Genomic DNA, 18,335 nt, shown 5'->3' with positions numbered 1-18,335 from the left:
CGGGATGCCCTATATAAAGGGGTAGGCCATGCTGCGGTGATGTGACGACATAGGTGCGATCAAGCCAGCTTAGGAAAGGCGAGCGATGCGATTTTTGAGACAGAGCCTGACCGGGGTGTTCCTTGCGGCCGTGATCGCCGGGGTTCTGATCTTTGCCGTGCAGATCCTTGTCGGCGCGATTTCCGAGAGCATGGCCAAGGATAGCCGCGCGCCGCAGGGGCGGGAGCGAATCCTGACGGTGCAGGTTCAGGAAGCCGTGCCGCGCCAGATCACGCCGCATCTCATCGCGTTCGGTGAGGTGCAGAGCCGCCGGAGCCTTGAATTGCGCGCGCGCACCGGCGGGATCATCGTCGACCTTTCGGAGAGTTTTGTCGAAGGCGGTGCGGTCGAGGAGGGCGAATTCCTTGTGCAGGTCGACCCGACTCGCCCGCAATATGCGCTCGACCGGGTGCGCAATGACCTTCTTGATGCCGAGGCCGAACAGCGCGACGCGGAGCGGGCCTTGGCCCTTGCGCGAGACGAATTGGCCGCGGCGGAAGATCAGGCAGCGCTGCGCCAGAAGGCCTTGGCACGTCAGACCGATCTTCAGGACCGCGATGTCGGTACTGCGGCGGCTGTCGAGACGGCGGAACTGGCCTTGTCTTCGGCGCGGCAGGCCGTTGTCACACGGCGCCAGGCGATTGCCAGCGCCGAGGCGCGGATTGATCAGGCGACGACGCAGATCGAACGCGCGCGGATTGCCTTGGCCGAGGCAGAGCGGACCCTCGCGGATACGGAAATCCGCGCCGACTTTGCCGGGATGCTTGCGGATGTGAATGTGGTGGAAGGCGGGCTTGTGTCCGCCAATGAGATGCTTGCGACGTTGATTGATGCGGATGCGCTCGAAGTGGCGTTCCGGGTCTCGACACCGCAATATGCGCGCCTGATCGACGACGCGGGGGTGTTGCGACCGGCGGAAGTCAGCGTGCGGCTTGATGTGATGGGCGGCGATCTTGTCGCCGATGGCGTCATCTCGCGCGAGGGGGCGGTTGTGGGCGACGGCCAGACCGGGCGTCAGATCTTTGCGCGGCTCAATGCGCCGGGCGGCTTGCGACCCGGCGACTTTGTAACCGTGCGTGTCGAGGAAGCGCCGCTTGAGGGTGCAGTCGAATTGTCGGCCAGCGCGCTTGATGCGACGGGGCGGGTTCTTGTCGTAGGTGAGGGCGAACGGCTCGAGGCGCTTCCGGTGACGCTCTTGCGGCGGCAGGGGGATCGTATCCTTGTCACCGGAGAGGGCCTTGCCGGGCGGCAGGTCGTGGCGCGCCTGACGCCGTTGCTTGGCCCCGGTATTCGGGTCAAGCCGCTTAGCCTTGATGCCGTGCAGACCGAGGCTGCGGCACCGGAAACACAAGAGCTGATCGATCTCAGCGATGCGGATCGTGCACGCCTTGTCGCCTTTGTCGAAGGCAATGCGAAGATGCCCAAGCAGATGAAAGAGCGGCTTTTGGCGGCGCTCGCGGAGCCGAGGGTTCCGGCCGGTCTTGTGCAGCGGATCGAAAGCCGGATGGGGGGCTAGGGCACCATGCGGGGCATCACCGGGCCAGTTGGCGGACTGCTTTCCTATTTCACGCGCCATGGCACGGCGGCGAACCTGCTGCTTGTGGTGCTTATCACCCTTGGCAGCCTCGCTTTTCCCAATATGCGGGCGCAGTTTTTCCCCGATGTGATCGTGGACAATGTCACGGTCTCGGTCGTCTGGGAGGGCGCAGGTCCGACGGATGTCGATGATGCGATCGTGCAGGTGCTTGAGCCTGCGCTACTGAGCGTCGAAGGCGTCGAAAGCACCGAGGCACGATCCACCGAGGGGTTCGCCAGCATTTCGCTCGAGTTCGAGCCGGGTTGGGACATGGGACGCGCCGCCGACGATGTGCAGACGGCCGTCGATGCGATCACCACCTTGCCGGAAGAGGCGGAAGAGCCGAGCGTGCGGCGCGGAGCGTGGCGGGACCGTGTGACGGATGTGGTCGTGACGGGGCCGGTCGATCCCGAACAGCTTGGGCAATATGTTGATGAATTCGTGGTGCGCCTATTTGCAGAAGGCGTGACGCGGGCGACGATCCGGGGGCTGGCAGCGCCGGAAACCGTTGTCGAGGTCGCTTCGGTCGACCTCATGTCGCATGACGTGAGCATTGCCGAGATCGCTGAGGCGATTGCGCAGGAGGTCGATGCCGACCCGGCGGGCGATGTGGAGGGGGCGAACGCACGGGTGCGCACGGGCGTTGAAAAACGCGCCCCGGACCAGATCGCGGGGATCGTGCTTCGGTCGAACCCGGATGGGTCGGAATTGACCGTGGGCGACGTGGCGACGATCCGCATCGAGGGTGTCACCCGCGACCGGAGCTATTTCGTCGGTGAGGAACCGGCCATTTCCCTGCGCGTGGACCGCAGCGACAAGGGCGATGCGATCGCCATTCAGCGCACCGTCGAAGAGGTTGCGGCGGCGATGGAGGCGACCCTTCCGCAGGGTGTCGAGATTCAGTTGATCCGCACGCGGGCCGAGATGATTTCGGATCGTCTCAATATCCTTCTCGACAATGGCGCGGTGGGGCTTGTCCTCGTTGTGGTGCTTTTGTTCCTGTTTCTCAACGCGCGCACGGCGCTTTGGGTTGCCGCGGGTATTCCGGTCGCCATGCTGGCGACCATCGCGATCATGTTTGCCATTGGGTTGACGCTCAACATGATCTCGCTTTTCGCGCTCATCATCACCTTGGGGATCGTCGTCGATGATGCCATCGTGGTCGGCGAACATGCCGATGCGCGGGCGAGACGGCTTGGCGAGCCGCCAGTGATCGCCGCAGAGAACGCGGCGCGGCGTATGGCGATGCCGGTTTTCTCGTCAACGCTCACCACAGTTATCGCGTTCTTTGGGATCACTGCCGTGGGAGGACGGTTTGGCGATCTGATCTCTGATCTGCCAATTACCGTTATTGTCGTCCTGTTGGCGTCGCTGGTCGAATGTTTCCTCATCCTGCCCAACCATATGTCCCACGCACTTGCCCACACGGCCAAGGAGCATTGGTATGACTGGCCGAGCCGGACGGTGAACAAGGGGTTCCGCTGGTTTCGGGAAACGCTCTTTCGGCCCTTCATGGCGGGGGTGCTTCGGTTGCGTTACCTTGTGATGGCTCTGGCGGTGCTGGTGCTTGCGTCGCAAGTGGCGCTTGTCATCAAGGGGGATGTGACATGGCGGTTCTTCAACGCGCCGGAGCGTCCCTCGGTGACGGGAAACTTCTCGATGCTGCCCTCGGCAACGCGGGAGGATGCGCTGGCGATGATGCGCGAGATGCAACGCGCGACGGAAGAGCTCGGCAAAGAGTATGAAGAGCGTTATGGCCGCAACCCGCTTGATTTCGTCATGGCCGAGGTGGGGGGCAATTCGGGCCGCGCGCTTCCGGGGGCCGAAAGGCTTGATCCGGACCTCCTTGGCGGGATCGCGATTGAGTTGATCGACCCGGACCTGCGGCCCTATGCGAGCTTTCAGTTTGTGGGCGAGTTGCAGGAAAAGGTTGGGCGCCATCCGCTCGCCGATACGATCAGTTTCCGTGGCTGGCGGTCGGGGCCGGGGGGCGATGCGCTTGACGTGCGGTTCTATGGCGCGGAGGCGGCGACGCTCAAACAGGCGTCCGAGGCGCTTAAATCCGCGCTTTCGGCTTATCCGGAAGTGTCGGCCATCGAGGATAACCTTGCCTATGACAAGGAAGAGCTTGTCCTCGAGTTGACGGCGCAGGGCCGGGCGCTCGGGTTTTCCATCGACACGCTTGGCCGTGTCCTGCGTCACCGTTTGAACGGGCTTGAGGCGGCGACCTACCCGGTTGGCCCACGTAGCGCGGAAATCCGGGTCCAGCTTCCGAAAAGCGAGCAGAGCGCGGATTTCATCGACGGCAGTATGATGCGCACGCCGGAGGGCACCTATGTGCCGCTCGCCGATATTGTCACCGTCTCGCGCAGCACCGGGTTCTCGACCGTGCGGCGCGAGAACGGCGTGCGGCTTATCAACGTCACGGGGGATATCTCGGAGGATGACCCGGTGCGGGCACAGGAAATCACCGACACGCTTGTCGAGTCGATCCTGCCGGACATTGCCTCGCGGCTTCAGGTGAGCTGGGAGCTTGCGGGTCTGAAAGAGCAGGAAGAGGCGTTCTTCAAGGACTTGCGCGTTGGGCTGATCCTCTGTCTTGGCGGGATTTATGTCGTGCTGGTCTGGGTCTTTGCGAGCTGGACGCGGCCTGTGGTGGTGATGTCGGTCATTCCCTTTGGCCTCGTTGGGGCGATCTATGGCCACTACCTATTCGACATACCGCTTTCGATCTTCTCGGTGGTCGGTTTGCTTGGCATGTCGGGGATCATCATCAACGATTCCATCGTTCTTGTTTCGACCGTCGATGAATACGCCAAGGAGCGGGGAGTCCTGCCGTCGATTATCGACGGGGCGGCGGATCGTTTGCGACCGGTGTTCCTGACGACGGCGACGACGGTGCTTGGTCTGACGCCGCTCCTCAGCGAAAAGAGCCAGCAAGCGCAGTTCCTCAAGCCGACGGTGGTCACGCTGACCTTTGGGCTTGGGTTCGGGCTTGTGCTTGTGCTGTTGGTGGTGCCGGCGCTGATGGCGATCCAGAGCGACGTGAGCCGCCAGATCAAGGCGCTGCGCTATGCGCGCCGGTTCCCGAAGCTGGCGCGGGTCGTGGTGCCAAGCATCGCCGGGGTCGGGCTTTGGGGCGTGATTTGCCTGCGCATGGCGTGGAGCGAGGGCGGCATGGGATCGTTCGGGGCGCTTGGCGTCTTTATCCTTGGCGCGGGGGCGATCTGTCTTCTGGCCTATGGGATCGGGGCCTACCTTCTTCTGCGGCAGGGCGAGGGCGCGTTGGCCGATGACCAAGGCGGCGCTTAAAGCGTTCTGAGAAAACCAGCGGCTCTGTTTCGGGCGATGCGCTTTAGCGGGCGCTACAGCCACGGATATCGACAGCGTGTTTGCGGCCAATCACCGTCACCCGCAAGGCGGAGCGATCAAGCATGAACGGTTCGCCTGCAACATGCTGCATCCGGGTTTCGGCGAAGAGTGTCCCACCAGAGCGGCGGGTCTTGGCCTCGGCCACCCAGACACCGGACAGGCCGGTCTCGACCACGGCAACCTCGGGGGCGCCGGAGCTTGGCATGTCGATCTCGAGCGAGAGAGACAGGCCCTTGGGTGTTGGCGCAATACGGCAGCGCATGGTCTGCACCCCGGCCTCTCCGGCCGAGAAGGGGCGTTCGGCAAGCGCGGCGGCGATGCGCGCATCGCGGGTCGTCACGTCGGCGGGCAAGGTCGCGCGGACCTTGAGATGTTGTGGCACGCAGATGTCCTTGCAAACGCCGATATCCAGCGCGCCGCGCAGTTTCACCGCCCGTCCGTCCCGTTTGGGCGTGACGGCGAGCGGTAAGATGACCTCGTTCTTGTAACCGATGGAGCGCATGCCGTTCTGGTCAAAGACCACAGGTGTCGGCCAGGTGATCCGCGCCCCGGCAAGGTTGCCGGAATAACCCCAGTCGAGCCGCGGCGGGATGCCCGCATCGCCCGGCGCCCGCCAATAGGTTTTCCAGCCGTCCTGCAGCCGGATGCGCAGGGCCGCAATATGCGTGCCGTCCGGCGCGCGCCAGCCGGGCAGGATATCGGCTTCGGCAATGGCCCCAGACGTGGCATCGGCACGGGCCGAAAGAGGCACGGTAAGCGCCAGACCCAGCGCGACGAGAGAGGACAGGACGTATTTCTTAAGCTGCATAGTTTGTAGATGGGCGATTGCGCGGTGAAAGCCAACTCACTTTCGGGCGAGAAAAAGCGCGGCTTTTGTAACATCGTCGCGCGGATTTAAGCGCATGGGGCTTGCGGTGTCTTCGGCAGCGGCACATCTTGGAGAGAACAGCAACGGGAGAGAGACCGTGGACGAGGCCAAGGCAGGACAGGACGATTCCGAGATGGACCTCACGGGCAAGGTGTTGATTGCTATGCCGGGCATGGGGGATCCGCGGTTCGTCGGGTCGGTGGTGATTCTCTGTGCCTATTCGAACGACGGGGCGATGGGCCTTATCGTCAACAAGCCGGTACACGAGATGTCGATGCGCGATCTTTTTGAGCAGCTCGAGATCACGCAGGACGGTGACGCGAACCGTGCGCCGCTTTTCTTTGGCGGACCTGTCGAGACCGGGCGGGGGTTCGTGCTGCACACGGACGAATATCATTCCGGCCTCTCATCGCTCCGCATTGGTGCGGGGTTTTCGATGACGGCAACGCAGGACATTCTCGAGGATATTGCGGCGGACCGTGGCCCGCGCGCCGCTCTTGTGGCGCTTGGCTATAGTGGCTGGGGACCGGGGCAACTTGAGGCGGAGATCGCGGAGAACGGCTGGCTTATCGGGGATGCGAGCGAGTCACTTGTTTTTGAGACCGCACCCGAGGATATCTGGGCGCGGGCACTGAAGGCGCTTGGGGTTGACCCGCTGACGCTCTCGGCCACGGCAGGCCATGCCTAGGGCCGCAGTTGGGGGCGCTGCCCCCGCCGTCGCCAGAGGCGACGACTCCCCCGGAGTATTTTGACAGAGAAGAAGATCAGGGGCGCGGTGCGGCGGCGCGGCGCAGTCTGTCATTGATGGCGCGGCCGAGCCCGTGATCGGGGATGGGGGAGACGGCGATCGTCTCGGCCCCGAGGGCGTCCATGGCGTGCAGGTGATGAAACAGGTTGGCGGCGGCCTCGGTCAGGTCGCCCGCGGGAGAAAGGTTCAACTCTGCGTCGACCTTGCCGAACCCGAGGAGTTTCTCGCCCGGGCGCAGATCGGTGGCGTTGAGGCGCACGGGCGCGCCTGGGGCGTAGTGCGACGTCATTTGACCGGGTGCGGAGAGCGGATCGCCGGAGGCATGCAGGGCCAGCGGCGCACCGAGCGCAGCCTCGAGCGCCTCTTGTGGCAGGCCACCGGGACGCAAAAGGGTTGGCGCATCGGCAAGGCCGACGATTGTCGATTCAAGACCCACCTCACAGGCACCGCCATCGACCACCGCCGCAATACGGCCCGAGAGGCCGGCGGAGACATGGGCGGCGGAGGTCGGGCTGATGCGGCCGGAGGGATTCGCGGAAGGCGCGGCAACCGGGCCGTCGAATTGCGCCAGAAGCGAGCGGGCGACGGGATGCGCGGGCACGCGGATCGCCAGCGTTGGAAGCTCGGCAGTCACCAGCGGCGAAAGGCCGGCATCGGGGCGCAGCGGCAGGACCAGCGTCAGCGGGCCGGGCCAGAAGGCCGACGCGAGGCGGTCAGCGGTGTCGTTCCATGTGACGTAGCGTTTGGCTGCCTCGACGCAATCCACATGCACGATCAGGGGGTTGAACTGGGGGCGGCCCTTGGCGTCGAAAATCCCCGCCACGGCGCGATCGTTGCGTGCATCGCCGCCAAGCCCATAGACCGTTTCAGTCGGAAAGGCGACGAGCGCACCTTCGGAGAGGAGCGTGGCGGCGCGGGCGAGGCCGTCGGGATCAGAGGGTAAGATTTCGGTCTTCACAGCAGTGTCCGGCAAGGGTTTCAGTGACGCAGCGTTCTTGTTTGATAGGATGATACACGCTCTATACCCTAGAGCGAAAAGCTGCATACAAGCGCCGAACCGCAAAGCCAAGTCGCAAGATCAGGAGAGTGCCATGCCCTTTCGCGCCCCCGTCCCCGAGTACAAGTTCATGTTCGACCATGTCGTCGACCTTGGACAGGTGACCCAGACCGAGCGATTTGCAGAGGCGGATCAAGACGTGGTCGATGCGATCCTGACCGAAGCGGGGCGCATGTGCGAAGAGGTCATGTACCCGGTGCAGCGCAATGGCGATCTCGAGGGCGCGGTTCTTGAGAACGGCAAGGTGCGCACTTCGCCCGGTTTCGCAGACGCCTATCGCCAGATCGCCGAGGGCGGCTGGATTTCGACCAGCGCGGACCCGGAATATGGCGGCATGGGGCTTCCGCACTCTGTCACCACCGTGGTGAACGAGATGATGAGCGCGTCCTGCCTGTCGCTGCAACTCAACCCGTTGATGACGCAGGGCCAGATCGAGGCGCTTGAGCATCATGCCAGCGACGAGATCAAGGCGACCTACCTGCCGAAGCTGATCTCTGGCGAATGGGCCGGGACGATGAACCTGACCGAGCCGCAGGCCGGGTCGGACGTCGGCGCGCTGCGCTCCAAGGCCGAGCCGAACGGGGATGGCTCCTATGCGATCAGCGGGCAGAAAATCTATATCTCCTGGGGCGACAACGATATTACCGAAAATGTCTGTCACCTCGTGCTTGCGCGTCTGCCTGATGGCGTGCCGGGGACCAAGGGGATCAGTCTTTTCATCGTGCCGAAGCTCATCCCGGACGAAAACGGCAATCCCGGCGTGGCCAACAGCCTCAAGGTCGTGAGCCTCGAGCACAAGATGGGCCTGCATGGGTCTCCGACGGCCGTGATGCAGTATGACGGGGCAACCGGTTGGCTCATCGGAGAGCCGCATGACGGGATGCGCGCCATGTTCACCATGATGAACAATGCGCGTCTTGGTGTGGGTGGTCAGGGCGTCGGCGTGGCCGAAGGGGCGTATCAGCATGCGCTGGCCTATGCGCTTGAGCGCAAGCAGGGCCGCACCCCGGTCGAGGGCGGCAGCGGCACGATCATTGACCACGCCGATGTGCGCCGGATGCTGGCGACGATGAAGGCGGATGTTTTTGCAGCGCGCGCGATCGAGCTTGCCTGTGCGGTGGCGATCGACATGACCACCGCGACGAAAGACCCGGAGTGGAAAGCGCGGGCCGCGTTCCTGACCCCGATTGCCAAGGCCTTTGGCACAGACACCGGCATCGCCGTCTCGGAAATGGGCGTGCAGGTGCATGGCGGCATGGGCTTTATCGAGGAAACCGGTGCGGCGCAGTACTCGCGCGATGTCCGGGTGACCGCGATCTACGAGGGCACGAACGGCATTCAGGCGATGGACCTCGTGGGACGCAAGCTCATGGATGGGGGCGAGGCGGCCTATCGGCTTCTCGACGAGATTGAAGCCAATGCCGAAGCCGCGCGTGGCACATTCCCAGAGTTGGCCGAGCCGGTGTGGGAGGCGACGGAAACCCTGCGTGAGACCACCGAGTGGCTTGTGGCGCAGGGCGACATGAACGACCGATTCGCAGGCTGTGTGCCGTTCCTCAAGGGCTTTGCCCGCGTGCTTGGCGCGCATTATCACCTGCGCGCGGCGATGGGCGAAGGCGGCGCGGGCGCGCGCACGAAACTCGCGCGGTTCTATATCACCCGGCTGTTGCCGGAACATGCCGGGCTTCTTGCCCATGCAATGCGTGGGGCGGAGGATCTCTATGCGATCACCGTCGACGATCTGGCCGAGTGATGGACGGGGGCGTGTCAGGTATCCGATATCCGTGGGACGCAGCGCCAGAACATGGCGAGGCGATCGAAGTGGCCGAAGGTGTTCTTTGGATGCGCCTGCCGCTACCGATGACGCTCGATCATGTGAACATCTATGCGCTGGATGATGGCGATGGCTGGACCATTGTCGACACCGGCTTAGATTCCAAGACATCGCGGGAGATCTGGGAAAAGATCCTCGCGGGGCCTCTCAAGGGCAAGCCGGTCACGCGCGTGATCGTGACCCACCATCACCCGGACCACGTGGGCCTTGCCGGTTGGTTCCAGGCGGATCACGGCGCGGCGCTTTGGACGACACGGACAGCATGGCTCTTTGCGCGGATGCTGCAGCTTGATGAACAGGCGGTGCCGACGCAGGAATCGCTCGATTTCTATCGTCGTGCGGGGATGGACGAAGAGGTGTTCCAGCAGCGTGCGAGTGAACGGCCCTTCAATTTCTCCGATGTGGTGGCGCCGATGCCCGTGGGCTTCAAGCGGGTCAAACAGGACGACGTGGTGCGGATCGGTGGGCGCGATTGGGATGTGCATATCGGCAATGGCCACGCGCCCGAACACGCGACGTTCTGGAGCCGGGATGACAATCTCGTGCTGTCGGGGGATCAGATCCTGCCGTCCATCAGCTCCAATATCGGTGTCTATGCGACCGAGCCGGAAGCGGACCCGGTGGGCGATTGGATGGAATCCTGCGCGCGGCTTTCGCAGTATGCGCGCGAGGATCACCTTGTTCTTGGCGGGCACAAGTTGCCGTTCACAGGCATGCCGCTTCGGATGAAGCAGTTGATCGAGAACCATCACGGCGCGTTGGATCGCCTTATGGAACATCTCGACAGGCCACAGACGGCAGGGGAGTGTTTCCTGCCGATCTTCAAGCGTCAGATCGGCGGGCCGGCCTATGGGCTGGCGCTTGTCGAGGCGCTTGCTCATCTCAACCATCTCTACCATGTTGGCAAAGTACGCCGCACCCTGCGCGATGACGGGGCGTGGCTCTGGCAACGCGTGGAGTAGTGGAATGGGTGACGGGATCGAGACTTCGGTGGAACTTGCAGAAGCGGCCATCCTGCCACGACGACACGACGCCCATGCCGATCCGGATGCTGCGGGTGGCGAAGACAAGCCGCAAGCGATCAATGCCAAGCCCGTGGCGCAGAAAAGCCCGGCGGAATGGGCCTATGAGCGGCTCATCCTCTATATCCAGAACTTCGAGGAACAGCTCGACAACGAGCACGAGGTCGCCATGGGCTTTACCGGCGGCGATGCGGGCGTGCTTCGGATCGAGGGCATGGGGTTCTTCGATCCCGACATGATCACTTTCTACGGAAGCGATTCGAGCGGTATCAAGACGCAGCTCGTGCAGCATGTGAGCCAGCTTTCGGTGATGCTTCGGGCGCTGCCGAAAATGGCCAATGAAGAGGCGCCGACGCGGATTGGCTTTCGGCTTGCTGCCGATCTTGAGAAAGCGGGCGAGTAAACCCGGCCCGAGCGGCGTATTGACGTGGTGACAGGCGATTTCGAATCCGCTAATCAAGGATCAGGATTTACGGAAGGAAACGCTCTCATGGCTGATCACAAGCACGGAACTATGGATACCTCGGTTCAGGAAAAGACCTTTGCCGGTTTCATCAAGGCAGCGATCTATGTCGCCTGCACGGCGATCGGTATCCTGATCTTCATGGCGCTGGTGAACAGCTAAGCCTTTTCTTTTCTCTTGTCCGGGGGATATCCCGATGATGCGTGTGTTTCGCCTTTGTGTGGCGCTTTGTGCGGCTGTTCTTATCGCGGGATGCGCGGTCAACGAAGAGAATGCCTCGGACGAGCAGATCCGGCAGGTTGCCTATAGCCATGACGGCCCGCCGCGGCTGACCCTCTACACGATGGTCAGCAACGATACCGGTGCAGGCGCGCATACCTCGCTTCTCATCAATGGTTCGCAGCGCGTGGCCTGGGATCCGGCGGGGAGTTTCCGTGCCGAAAGCATCGTCGCGCGCGGCGATGTTGTCTACGGCATGACGCCGAAGATGGTGGATGTCTACACGCGCTTCCATGCCCGCGAGACCTATCACGTCATCATCCAGGAACTCGACGTGTCGCCAGAGGTGGCCGAGATTGCCCTACGCCGGGCGCAAGCCTATGGGGCCGTGCCGCAATCGCAATGCGCGCTCAGCACCGGGCGTCTGTTGCAAGGCGTGCCGGGGTTCGAGGACATGCCCGCGACCTACTATCCGAACAAGCTCATGGAAGCCTTTGCCAAGAAAGGGCCGCGCACGCGCGAATTGTTCGAATATGACGGCGACGACAAATCCAAGGTGCTTGCTGCCTTCAATGCCGAGCGCGTGGCAGAGACCCGTGCGCGTCGCCGGGCCGAGGCAGAAGCCGCAGACGAGTAAGGCGTCGTTTTCTTGCAACGACCACGGGTGAGGGGCCAGCCCCTCTTGCCTGCCAAGGCAGGCAATTCACCCCGGGATATTTCCGGCAAGAGGAAGAGCGGCGCCGGTCTCTAGCCGACGAGGTAGAGCCCGAGATAGAGCGTCGCGGCGCCGCCGAGAATTGCGTAGATCACGTTTTTCGTCAGGTAGCCGACCGTCAGCGTCACAAGCGCGGCGGCAAGGCGGGCCGGGTCGGGCTGGCCATCTGTGGCGGCGGGCCAAAGGACCAAGGGCGCGACGAGGCCCGGCAGCACCGCGACGGCGGTATAGCGCAGGTGGCGCAAGACCCAAGCTGGCAGTTCGCGATCGCCAATGATGCCGATGAAAAAGAACCGCAGCACGAATGTCCCGATGCCGAGCGCGAAGATGATAAACCAAGTGGTGGCTGTATCGGTCATGACCCGGCCTTTCGTGCGAACCAGAGTTCCGCCTGGGCTCCGGTCACCATGGCGCCGAGGGCCGCGATGATCAGGCCAAGATTGTAAGGCACCCAGGCAAAGCCTATCGCCAGAGCGACCGAAACCACGGCGGCGGCCACGTGTGCAGGCGTGCGCAGCATTGGCCCGATCATCGCGATAAAGGTGATCGGCACGGCGAAATCGAGCGCCATTTCCGGCGGGATCGACTGGCCGACCATCGCGCCGACGAGGGTAAAGAGATACCAGAGCGGCACGATGGGGGTAACGACGCCGAAGTAATACGACACGCGCGCCGCAACGCTCATCTCGGGGCGGGTCTCGTAGGTGACGATGGACATGGCATAGGCCTGATCGACCATGAAATAGGCGATGAAGGCACGCTTCCAGATCGGCGCCTTGCCGACATAGGGCGTTAGGGAGGCGGAATACATCGCCATCCGCAGGTTGACCGCCAGCGCCGAGAGGATCACGATCAGGGTCGGCGCGTTGTCATTCATCAGCTGCAACGCCGTGAACTGCGACGCGCCAGCGATGACGACAATGGAAAACCCCATTGTTTCAAGGAGATTGAGGCCGGATTCGGTCGCCACGACGCCGAAGAGCAGGGCAAAAGGCGTCACCACGAGGATAAAGGGAATCCCGTCGCGAAAGCCTTTCCAATAGGCGGAATTGGTGGTGGAGGCGGCCATGACTTGCCCCTAGATTGATGTATACCACAACCGACTATCCCGCTTGTGAAGGAGATGCAATTGGCGACGTCACGCGACATTGACGACTATCTTATCGCCCCTGACCCGACGGCCGCGCGGTTGCAACGGGTGGTTTCGGGGCGCGATCAGGCAGGTGCGCCGGTCGAGGTGCAGGTCGTGGAAGAACGCCCGCTGACGATTTTCCTCAACGCCCGCGAGATCGTGACGGCCATGACGATTGGCGACTATCCGGAATATCTCGCGCTTGGGTTCCTTCGCAACCAGGGGATGCTATCGCCGACGGATAGAGTCACCAGGGTTGATTTCGACGAAGAGCTTGAGACGGTGGTCGTGCGCACTGCGCAGGAAACCGACCACGAGGAAAAACTTGCCAAGAAGACACGGACTTCGGGCTGTGCCGTGGGGACAGTGTTCGGCGACATGATGGAGGGGCTTGAGGGGCTGGTGCTGCCGGAGGCCAGCCTACGCACCTCGGAGCTTTATACACTGGCGCAGAAGATCAACCGCACCCCGTCGCTCTATCTCGAGGCGGGGGCTATCCATGGCACGGTGCTGTGCCAGGGCGACAGGCCGCTTGTCTATATGGAGGACGTGGGCCGCCATAACGCGGTCGACAAGGTGGCGGGCTGGATGCTCGACACGGGCACGGAGGCGGCGGACAAGGTTCTTTATACAACGGGGCGGCTCACCTCGGAGATGGTCATCAAGACGGCGCATATGGGGATCCCGATCCTCGCTTCGCGCTCGGGTTTTACCGCCTGGGGCGTGGAGATTGCCGAGCAGGTTGGGCTGACGCTGATCGGGCGGCTCCGAGGGCATCGCTTCACCTGTCTTAGCGGCGATCACCGGCTGATCCGCGATGCGGACCCGGCGGATGTTCCGCAGGAGGATAAGAAACATCGTCGCAAATCGGCGGGCAAGGACTAGGCCGGGATGCAGAAACCATTGGGAATCATCCTTGCCGGGGGCAAGGCGACGCGGATGGGCGGCGGCGACAAGGGGCGGCTTGAGGTCGGAGGGCAGAGCCTTTTGGATCGGGTGATTGACCGCCTTGGGGCGCAGGTCGCGGGCTTGGCGCTCAACGCCAATGGCGACGCGGCGCGGTTTGCCGATACGGGGCTGCCGGTCCTGCCCGACACGTTGCCGGATCATCCGGGGCCGTTGGCGGGTGTGCTGGCGGGGTTGGACTGGGCGGCGGAGCAGGGGGCGGATCGGATCGTGACCGCCGCCGCCGATACACCGTTCTTCCCGACCGACCTTGTTGCGCGGCTTGAGACGGAGGCCGTGGGCATGAAGGCGCCACTGGTCCTTGCGGCAAGCCGGGATGCGGAGACGGGCAAGATCTGGCGGCAACCGACCTTTGGCCTCTGGCCCGTGGCGTTGCGCGACGATCTGCGCGCGGCACTCGAAGGGGGCTTGCGCAAGGTGGTTCTTTGGACGGATCAGCATGGCGGGCGCGAAGCGATTTTTGAGAGCGCAGAACAGGACCCGTTTTTCAATATCAACACACCCGAAGACCTCGCCACGGCGCGGCGTCTCGTGCAAAGGTAGGCTCATGCGGATTTACGGCGTTACGGGATGGAAGAACGCGGGCAAGACGGGCCTTATGGAGCGGCTTGTCGCCGAGATCACGGGGCGGGGGGTCTCCGTGTCCACGGTCAAGCATGCGCATCATACGTTCGATGTGGATCAACCGGGCAAGGATAGCCACCGCCATCGCGTTGCCGGGGCGTCGGAGGTTCTTTTGGCGTCGGGCAATCGCTGGGCCTTGATGCATGAGTTGCGCGACGAGGAAGAGCCGACGCTTGAGGCGCTTCTGACGCAGCTCGCACCTGTCGATCTCGTGTTGGTCGAGGGCTACAAGCGAGACCGCCATCCCAAGGTCGAGGCGTTCCGCGCGGAGACGGGCAACCCGCTCATCGCGCCGGAGGATGACACGATCCGCGCTGTGGCGGCCGATAGCGCGGTCGAGGTTGACCGTCCGGTGTTTGATCTCAACGACACTTGCGCGATTGCAGATTTCATTCTGCGGGAGGTGGGGCTTTGACGCTGACACCGCCCCCCTTGCGCGACGATTGCTTTGCGCTGCCTGCTGGGACGCATTGGACGCCGGTGGATGAGGCGCTTGGCTTGCTGCGCGAGAGGCTGGGGCCAGTGACCGGGGCGGAGACGGTGCCGCTCGCCGAGGCGCTGGACCGGGTGTTGGCCGAGGATGTGCAGGCGCTTCGGGCGAACCCGCCTGTCGCGAACACGGCGGTGGATGGGTATGGGCTGCGTCACGCGGATGTGGTCGAGGGGCCGCAGGTCTTGCCGCTTGTGGAGGGGCGCGCGGCGGCGGGTGCGCCATACGGTGACGTATTGCCCGCGGGCCATGCGGTGCGCGTCTTGACGGGGGCTGCGCTTCCCGAGGGTGTCGACACCGTGATCCTTCAGGAAGACGTGACGACGGACGGGAAGGGCATCGCCTTTCATGGGCCTCTCAAGAAAGGCGCCAATACGCGGCGCGCGGGCGAAGACGTGGAAAAGGGCGATTTGCTCTTTGCGGCGGGGCGTCGCCTCGGGCCTGCGGACCTCGCGCTACTGGCAGCGACGGGGCAGGACGCGGTGCCCGTGCGGGCGCGGCTTCGGGTTGCGGTGCTCTCAACAGGGGACGAGCTTGCCGAGGCGGGCTCCGATGCGCGGGCGGATCAGGTCTATGACGCGAACCGGCCCATGCTCCTTGCCATGATTACGCGGTTTGGCTTTGAGCCGGTCGATATGGGCCGCGCGCCCGATGATCGCGCGGCGCTGCGCAAGAGGCTCGACGAGGCGGCGGCGCGGGCTGATGTGATCCTGACCTCCGGTGGTGCCTCGGCGGGAGACGAAGACCACATGTCGGCCCTCTTGCAGGAGGCGGGCGCGATGAGCCTCTGGCGGATCGCGGTGAAGCCGGGCCGCCCGCTGGCGCTTGGTCTATGGCAGGGCGTGCCGGTCTTTGGCCTGCCGGGGAACCCGGTCGCGGCGATGGTCTGCACCTTGGTCTTTGCGCGGCCCGCGATGGGCCTCTTGGCGGGGCAAGGTTGGCACGAGCCAATGCGGATCATGCTTCCGGCGGGGTTCAGCAACTCGAAAAAGCCGGGTCGGCGGGAATACCTCCGCGCCCGCCTGCGCGACGGGCGGGCCGAGGTCTTTGCCTCGGAAGGCTCCGGGCGGATCAGCGGGCTAAGCTGGGCCGAGGGGTTGGTCGAGTTGCCGGATGGGGCGATGGAGGTCGAGATCGACACGCCTGTTGCCTTTATTCCCTATGCCGGGTTCGGCCTTTAGGCGCTATTTCGGAAATGGCAGCGCGGCCCCGTCGCGCAACACGGCGCTGATCTCTGGGGTGTAGTCGTCGCCGTCTTTCTCATGCGTGGTGCCCTCGTGCATCACCACGGGCGCATGGATGCGAAAAGCGGCGCGGCCATTCTTGCGTCCGCGCAGGAGGATCAGCTTGGCCTCGCGGCGGGCGCGCGGTTGCAGCGGGATGCACTCGAGAGAGCCGAGGCGCCCGCGCATCGCACAAAGCAGATCGGGCAGGCGTTCGGCGCGGTGGATGAAGGTCGCGATGCCCTTGGGGGCAAGGCGGCGCGCGGCGATGTCGACCCATGTCTCGAGCGGCAGGGCCTCTCCCATGGCTGTTTCGCGGCCCGCATCCGCTGCGCGGCTACCGGCGTTGCGGTCGAAATAGGGCGGGTTGGCGATCACTTGGCTGAACTGCTGCTGGCGCAGGGTTTCGGGCAGGGCGGCGATATCGGCGTCGATCACCTCAAGCGGCAGGCCATTGGCGGCGGCGTTCTCGCGCGCCAGCGCGGCGTAGTCTGCCTGAAGCTCGACCCCTGTGACCGCGAGGCCCGGCACCCGCGCGGCAAGGCAGAGCGCGGCTGTGCCGACGCCACACCCCAGTTCGAGCACACGATCCCCGGCCTGCGCTTCGGTCGCGGCGGCCAGAAGCACCGGATCGACCCCGGCGCGATAGCCCTGCGCCGGTTGGCGGATCGTCAGGCGACCGCCAAGATAGGCATTCTCGCTAATCCCACTCATCGGCCCAGAGGCACCTCGTTGTCGCGCATCACGGTTTCGGCCTCGTCGAGGTCGCCCTCGCGCACCATGAGGCGGCGCGGCATTATGCCGATGGAGCCCTCGAGAACGCTCATATTTACGTCCATTTCAAAGCAGGCTATACCCTCGCCTCGGAGAAGGGCCGAGGCAAAGGCGATGATTGTAGGGTCGTTGCTGCGCAGAAGCTCTTTCATGATTGGGGATGTAAAGGCAGGTGCACGGCAATGTCGAGACCTGCGACGGGGAAGTGATGGGTCTGGATCAAGCCGCTACCAAACCTCACGAGGCGCTGGCCTCGGTTCTGGCCGAGGATATGGAGGCCGTGAATACGCTTATCACGGAGCGCATGGCGAGCGAACACGCGCCGCGCATCCCGGAAGTCACGGCGCATCTTGTTGGGGCGGGAGGCAAACGCCTGCGCCCGATGCTCACCCTCGCGGCGGCGCAGCTCTGTGGCTATGAAGGCCCCTATCACGTCCATCTCGCGGCAACGGTGGAGTTCATCCACACGGCGACGCTCTTGCATGATGACGTGGTGGACGAGAGCGCACAGCGCCGGGGGCGTCCGACGGCGAACCTTCTTTGGGACAACAAATCTTCGGTTCTCGTCGGCGACTATCTTTTTTCACGCTCGTTCCAGCTTATGACGGAGACGGGCAATCTCGAGGTGCTGCGCATCCTGTCGAACGCCTCGGCGACGATTGCCGAGGGCGAGGTGCTTCAGCTCACCGCGGCGCAGGATTTGCGCACCGATGAGAGCGTTTACCTGCAGGTCGTGCGCGGCAAGACGGCGGCGCTCTTCTCGGCGGCGACGGAAGTTGGCGGGGTGATTGCCGGGGCCGATCCGGCCCATGTGCAGGCGCTTTTCGATTATGGCGATGCGCTTGGGATCGCGTTCCAGATCGTTGATGATCTTCTGGATTATCAGGGCGACAGCAAGGCGACCGGCAAGAACGTGGGCGATGATTTCCGCGAACGCAAGCTGACCCTGCCGGTGATCAAGGCGTTGGCCAAGGCCGATGAAGACGAGCGCGCCTTTTGGGTGCGCACCATCGAGAAGGGCAAGCAGGGCGAGGGCGACCTTGATCATGCGCTGGCGCTTTTGGAGAAACACGCGGCGCTTGTCGAGACGCGCAAGGACGCGCTGGCCTGGGCCGAGAAGGCCAAGGCGGCGATTGCGACCCTGCCGGAGCATGCCATTCGCCAGATGCTCATCGACCTTGCCGACTACGTGGTCGCACGGGTGAACTAAAGC

General features: G+C 63.8%; 19 protein-coding genes. 13 read left to right on the top strand and 6 right to left on the bottom strand.

The features are described from left to right. Positions 1-85 precede the first annotated feature (85 nt). Together MK745_RS17520 and MK745_RS17515 are read left to right on the top strand one after the other, a co-directional pair. Positions 86-1,555 carry an efflux RND transporter periplasmic adaptor subunit gene (locus tag MK745_RS17520; protein ID WP_243614524.1) on the top strand — a complete coding sequence of 490 codons (1,470 nt, stop codon included), beginning with the start codon at positions 86-88 and terminating at the stop codon, positions 1,553-1,555. Between the two features lie 6 nt (positions 1,556-1,561). Next, positions 1,562-4,927 (top strand): efflux RND transporter permease subunit, encoded by a 3,366-nt coding sequence (locus MK745_RS17515; RefSeq protein WP_243614523.1) that lies wholly within the window; start codon positions 1,562-1,564, stop codon positions 4,925-4,927. 43 nt (positions 4,928-4,970) lie between these two features. Here MK745_RS17515 and MK745_RS17510 read toward each other — a convergent pair whose 3' ends face one another. Further along, positions 4,971-5,795 carry a protein-disulfide reductase DsbD domain-containing protein gene (locus MK745_RS17510; protein WP_243614522.1) on the bottom strand — a complete coding sequence of 275 codons (825 nt, stop codon included), beginning with the start codon at positions 5,793-5,795 and terminating at the stop codon, positions 4,971-4,973. Positions 5,796-5,988: 193 nt separating this feature from the next. Here MK745_RS17510 and MK745_RS17505 point away from each other — a divergent pair, with 193 nt between their 5' ends. Beyond that, the gene (locus MK745_RS17505; RefSeq protein WP_243614549.1) at positions 5,989-6,543 is read left to right on the top strand and encodes a YqgE/AlgH family protein; all 555 of its coding nucleotides are present in this window, start codon (positions 5,989-5,991) and stop codon (positions 6,541-6,543) included. A 76-nt stretch (positions 6,544-6,619) separates the two neighbouring features. On the opposite strand, the gene MK745_RS17500 is transcribed toward MK745_RS17505, so the two are convergent. Further along, on the bottom strand, positions 6,620-7,561 hold the full coding sequence (locus tag MK745_RS17500; RefSeq protein WP_243614521.1) for an L-threonylcarbamoyladenylate synthase: 942 nt from the start codon (positions 7,559-7,561) through the stop codon (positions 6,620-6,622). 133 nt (positions 7,562-7,694) lie between these two features. On the opposite strand from MK745_RS17500, the gene MK745_RS17495 reads away from it, so the two are divergent. From MK745_RS17495 to MK745_RS17475, 5 genes are all read left to right on the top strand, one after another. Continuing rightward, entirely contained in the window at positions 7,695-9,413 is a 1,719-nt protein-coding gene (locus MK745_RS17495; protein ID WP_243614520.1) for an acyl-CoA dehydrogenase, read from the top strand. A gap of 11 nt (positions 9,414-9,424) precedes the next feature. Next, the gene (locus tag MK745_RS17490; RefSeq protein WP_431978985.1) at positions 9,425-10,456 is read left to right on the top strand and encodes an MBL fold metallo-hydrolase; all 1,032 of its coding nucleotides are present in this window, start codon (positions 9,425-9,427) and stop codon (positions 10,454-10,456) included. Positions 10,457-10,460: 4 nt separating this feature from the next. Continuing rightward, on the top strand, positions 10,461-10,919 hold the full coding sequence (locus MK745_RS17485; protein WP_243614518.1) for a DUF6173 family protein: 459 nt from the start codon (positions 10,461-10,463) through the stop codon (positions 10,917-10,919). A gap of 87 nt (positions 10,920-11,006) precedes the next feature. Continuing rightward, positions 11,007-11,141: an aa3-type cytochrome c oxidase subunit IV gene (locus MK745_RS17480; RefSeq protein WP_243614517.1), complete on the top strand. Its 135-nt coding sequence runs from the start codon at positions 11,007-11,009 to the stop codon at positions 11,139-11,141. Between the two features lie 34 nt (positions 11,142-11,175). Further along, positions 11,176-11,835, top strand: coding sequence for a hypothetical protein (locus tag MK745_RS17475; RefSeq protein WP_317275208.1), 660 nt, complete (start codon positions 11,176-11,178; stop codon positions 11,833-11,835). 110 nt (positions 11,836-11,945) lie between these two features. Here MK745_RS17475 and MK745_RS17470 read toward each other — a convergent pair whose 3' ends face one another. Together MK745_RS17470 and MK745_RS17465 are read right to left on the bottom strand one after the other, a co-directional pair. Next, on the bottom strand, positions 11,946-12,272 hold the full coding sequence (locus tag MK745_RS17470) for an AzlD domain-containing protein (protein WP_243614516.1): 327 nt from the start codon (positions 12,270-12,272) through the stop codon (positions 11,946-11,948). Continuing rightward, positions 12,269-12,982 (bottom strand): AzlC family ABC transporter permease, encoded by a 714-nt coding sequence (locus MK745_RS17465; protein ID WP_243614515.1) that lies wholly within the window; start codon positions 12,980-12,982, stop codon positions 12,269-12,271. The genes MK745_RS17470 and MK745_RS17465 overlap by 4 nt, the downstream gene beginning before the upstream one ends. A gap of 54 nt (positions 12,983-13,036) precedes the next feature. Between MK745_RS17465 and fdhD the strand changes: the two genes are divergently transcribed. The 4 genes from fdhD to MK745_RS17445 are packed head-to-tail and all read left to right on the top strand — an operon-like array spanning position 13,037 to position 16,306. Next, the gene (fdhD, locus tag MK745_RS17460) at positions 13,037-13,930 is read left to right on the top strand and encodes a formate dehydrogenase accessory sulfurtransferase FdhD (RefSeq protein ID WP_243614514.1); all 894 of its coding nucleotides are present in this window, start codon (positions 13,037-13,039) and stop codon (positions 13,928-13,930) included. Positions 13,931-13,936: 6 nt separating this feature from the next. After that, complete coding sequence (gene mobA, locus MK745_RS17455) at positions 13,937-14,554, top strand: molybdenum cofactor guanylyltransferase MobA (protein ID WP_243614513.1); 618 nt, start codon at positions 13,937-13,939, stop codon at positions 14,552-14,554. A 4-nt stretch (positions 14,555-14,558) separates the two neighbouring features. Next, positions 14,559-15,050, top strand: coding sequence for a molybdopterin-guanine dinucleotide biosynthesis protein B (mobB, locus tag MK745_RS17450; protein WP_243614512.1), 492 nt, complete (start codon positions 14,559-14,561; stop codon positions 15,048-15,050). Further along, positions 15,047-16,306 (top strand): molybdopterin-binding protein, encoded by a 1,260-nt coding sequence (locus MK745_RS17445; RefSeq protein ID WP_243614511.1) that lies wholly within the window; start codon positions 15,047-15,049, stop codon positions 16,304-16,306. The genes mobB and MK745_RS17445 overlap by 4 nt, the downstream gene beginning before the upstream one ends. A gap of 3 nt (positions 16,307-16,309) precedes the next feature. Here MK745_RS17445 and MK745_RS17440 read toward each other — a convergent pair whose 3' ends face one another. Together MK745_RS17440 and MK745_RS17435 are read right to left on the bottom strand one after the other, a co-directional pair. Next, complete coding sequence (locus MK745_RS17440; protein ID WP_243614510.1) at positions 16,310-17,062, bottom strand: tRNA1(Val) (adenine(37)-N6)-methyltransferase; 753 nt, start codon at positions 17,060-17,062, stop codon at positions 16,310-16,312. Continuing rightward, on the bottom strand, positions 17,059-17,274 hold the full coding sequence (locus tag MK745_RS17435) for a DUF2007 domain-containing protein (RefSeq protein ID WP_243614509.1): 216 nt from the start codon (positions 17,272-17,274) through the stop codon (positions 17,059-17,061). Before MK745_RS17435 ends, MK745_RS17440 begins: the two co-directional genes overlap by 4 nt. A gap of 56 nt (positions 17,275-17,330) precedes the next feature. Here MK745_RS17435 and MK745_RS17430 point away from each other — a divergent pair, with 56 nt between their 5' ends. Then, entirely contained in the window at positions 17,331-18,332 is a 1,002-nt protein-coding gene (locus MK745_RS17430) for a polyprenyl synthetase family protein (RefSeq protein ID WP_243614508.1), read from the top strand. The last annotated feature ends 3 nt before the right edge of the window (positions 18,333-18,335 follow it).

This window comes from Shimia aestuarii (assembly GCF_022814865.1).
Taxonomy (GTDB): domain Bacteria; phylum Pseudomonadota; class Alphaproteobacteria; order Rhodobacterales; family Rhodobacteraceae; genus Shimia; species Shimia aestuarii_A.
This window is presented reverse-complemented; position numbering and strand designations above follow the sequence as displayed.

What these genes read in the sequence shown, in the direction of transcription:
- MK745_RS17520 (WP_243614524.1), top strand. Translation starts at nt 86, where the DNA reads ATGCGATTTTTGAGACAGAGCCTGACCGGGGTGTTCCTTGCGGCCGTG.
- MK745_RS17515 (WP_243614523.1), top strand. Translation starts at nt 1,562, where the DNA reads ATGCGGGGCATCACCGGGCCAGTTGGCGGACTGCTTTCCTATTTCACG.
- MK745_RS17510 (WP_243614522.1), bottom strand. Translation starts at nt 5,795, where the DNA reads ATGCAGCTTAAGAAATACGTCCTGTCCTCTCTCGTCGCGCTGGGTCTG.
- MK745_RS17505 (WP_243614549.1), top strand. Translation starts at nt 5,989, where the DNA reads ATGGACCTCACGGGCAAGGTGTTGATTGCTATGCCGGGCATGGGGGAT.
- MK745_RS17495 (WP_243614520.1), top strand. Translation starts at nt 7,695, where the DNA reads ATGCCCTTTCGCGCCCCCGTCCCCGAGTACAAGTTCATGTTCGACCAT.
- MK745_RS17485 (WP_243614518.1), top strand. Translation starts at nt 10,461, where the DNA reads ATGGGTGACGGGATCGAGACTTCGGTGGAACTTGCAGAAGCGGCCATC.
- MK745_RS17480 (WP_243614517.1), top strand. Translation starts at nt 11,007, where the DNA reads ATGGCTGATCACAAGCACGGAACTATGGATACCTCGGTTCAGGAAAAG.
- MK745_RS17475 (WP_317275208.1), top strand. Translation starts at nt 11,176, where the DNA reads ATGATGCGTGTGTTTCGCCTTTGTGTGGCGCTTTGTGCGGCTGTTCTT.
- MK745_RS17470 (WP_243614516.1), bottom strand. Translation starts at nt 12,272, where the DNA reads ATGACCGATACAGCCACCACTTGGTTTATCATCTTCGCGCTCGGCATC.
- MK745_RS17465 (WP_243614515.1), bottom strand. Translation starts at nt 12,982, where the DNA reads ATGGCCGCCTCCACCACCAATTCCGCCTATTGGAAAGGCTTTCGCGAC.
- fdhD (WP_243614514.1), top strand. Translation starts at nt 13,037, where the DNA reads ATGCAATTGGCGACGTCACGCGACATTGACGACTATCTTATCGCCCCT.
- mobA (WP_243614513.1), top strand. Translation starts at nt 13,937, where the DNA reads ATGCAGAAACCATTGGGAATCATCCTTGCCGGGGGCAAGGCGACGCGG.
- mobB (WP_243614512.1), top strand. Translation starts at nt 14,559, where the DNA reads ATGCGGATTTACGGCGTTACGGGATGGAAGAACGCGGGCAAGACGGGC.
- MK745_RS17440 (WP_243614510.1), bottom strand. Translation starts at nt 17,062, where the DNA reads ATGAGTGGGATTAGCGAGAATGCCTATCTTGGCGGTCGCCTGACGATC.
- MK745_RS17435 (WP_243614509.1), bottom strand. Translation starts at nt 17,274, where the DNA reads ATGAAAGAGCTTCTGCGCAGCAACGACCCTACAATCATCGCCTTTGCC.
- MK745_RS17430 (WP_243614508.1), top strand. Translation starts at nt 17,331, where the DNA reads ATGGGTCTGGATCAAGCCGCTACCAAACCTCACGAGGCGCTGGCCTCG.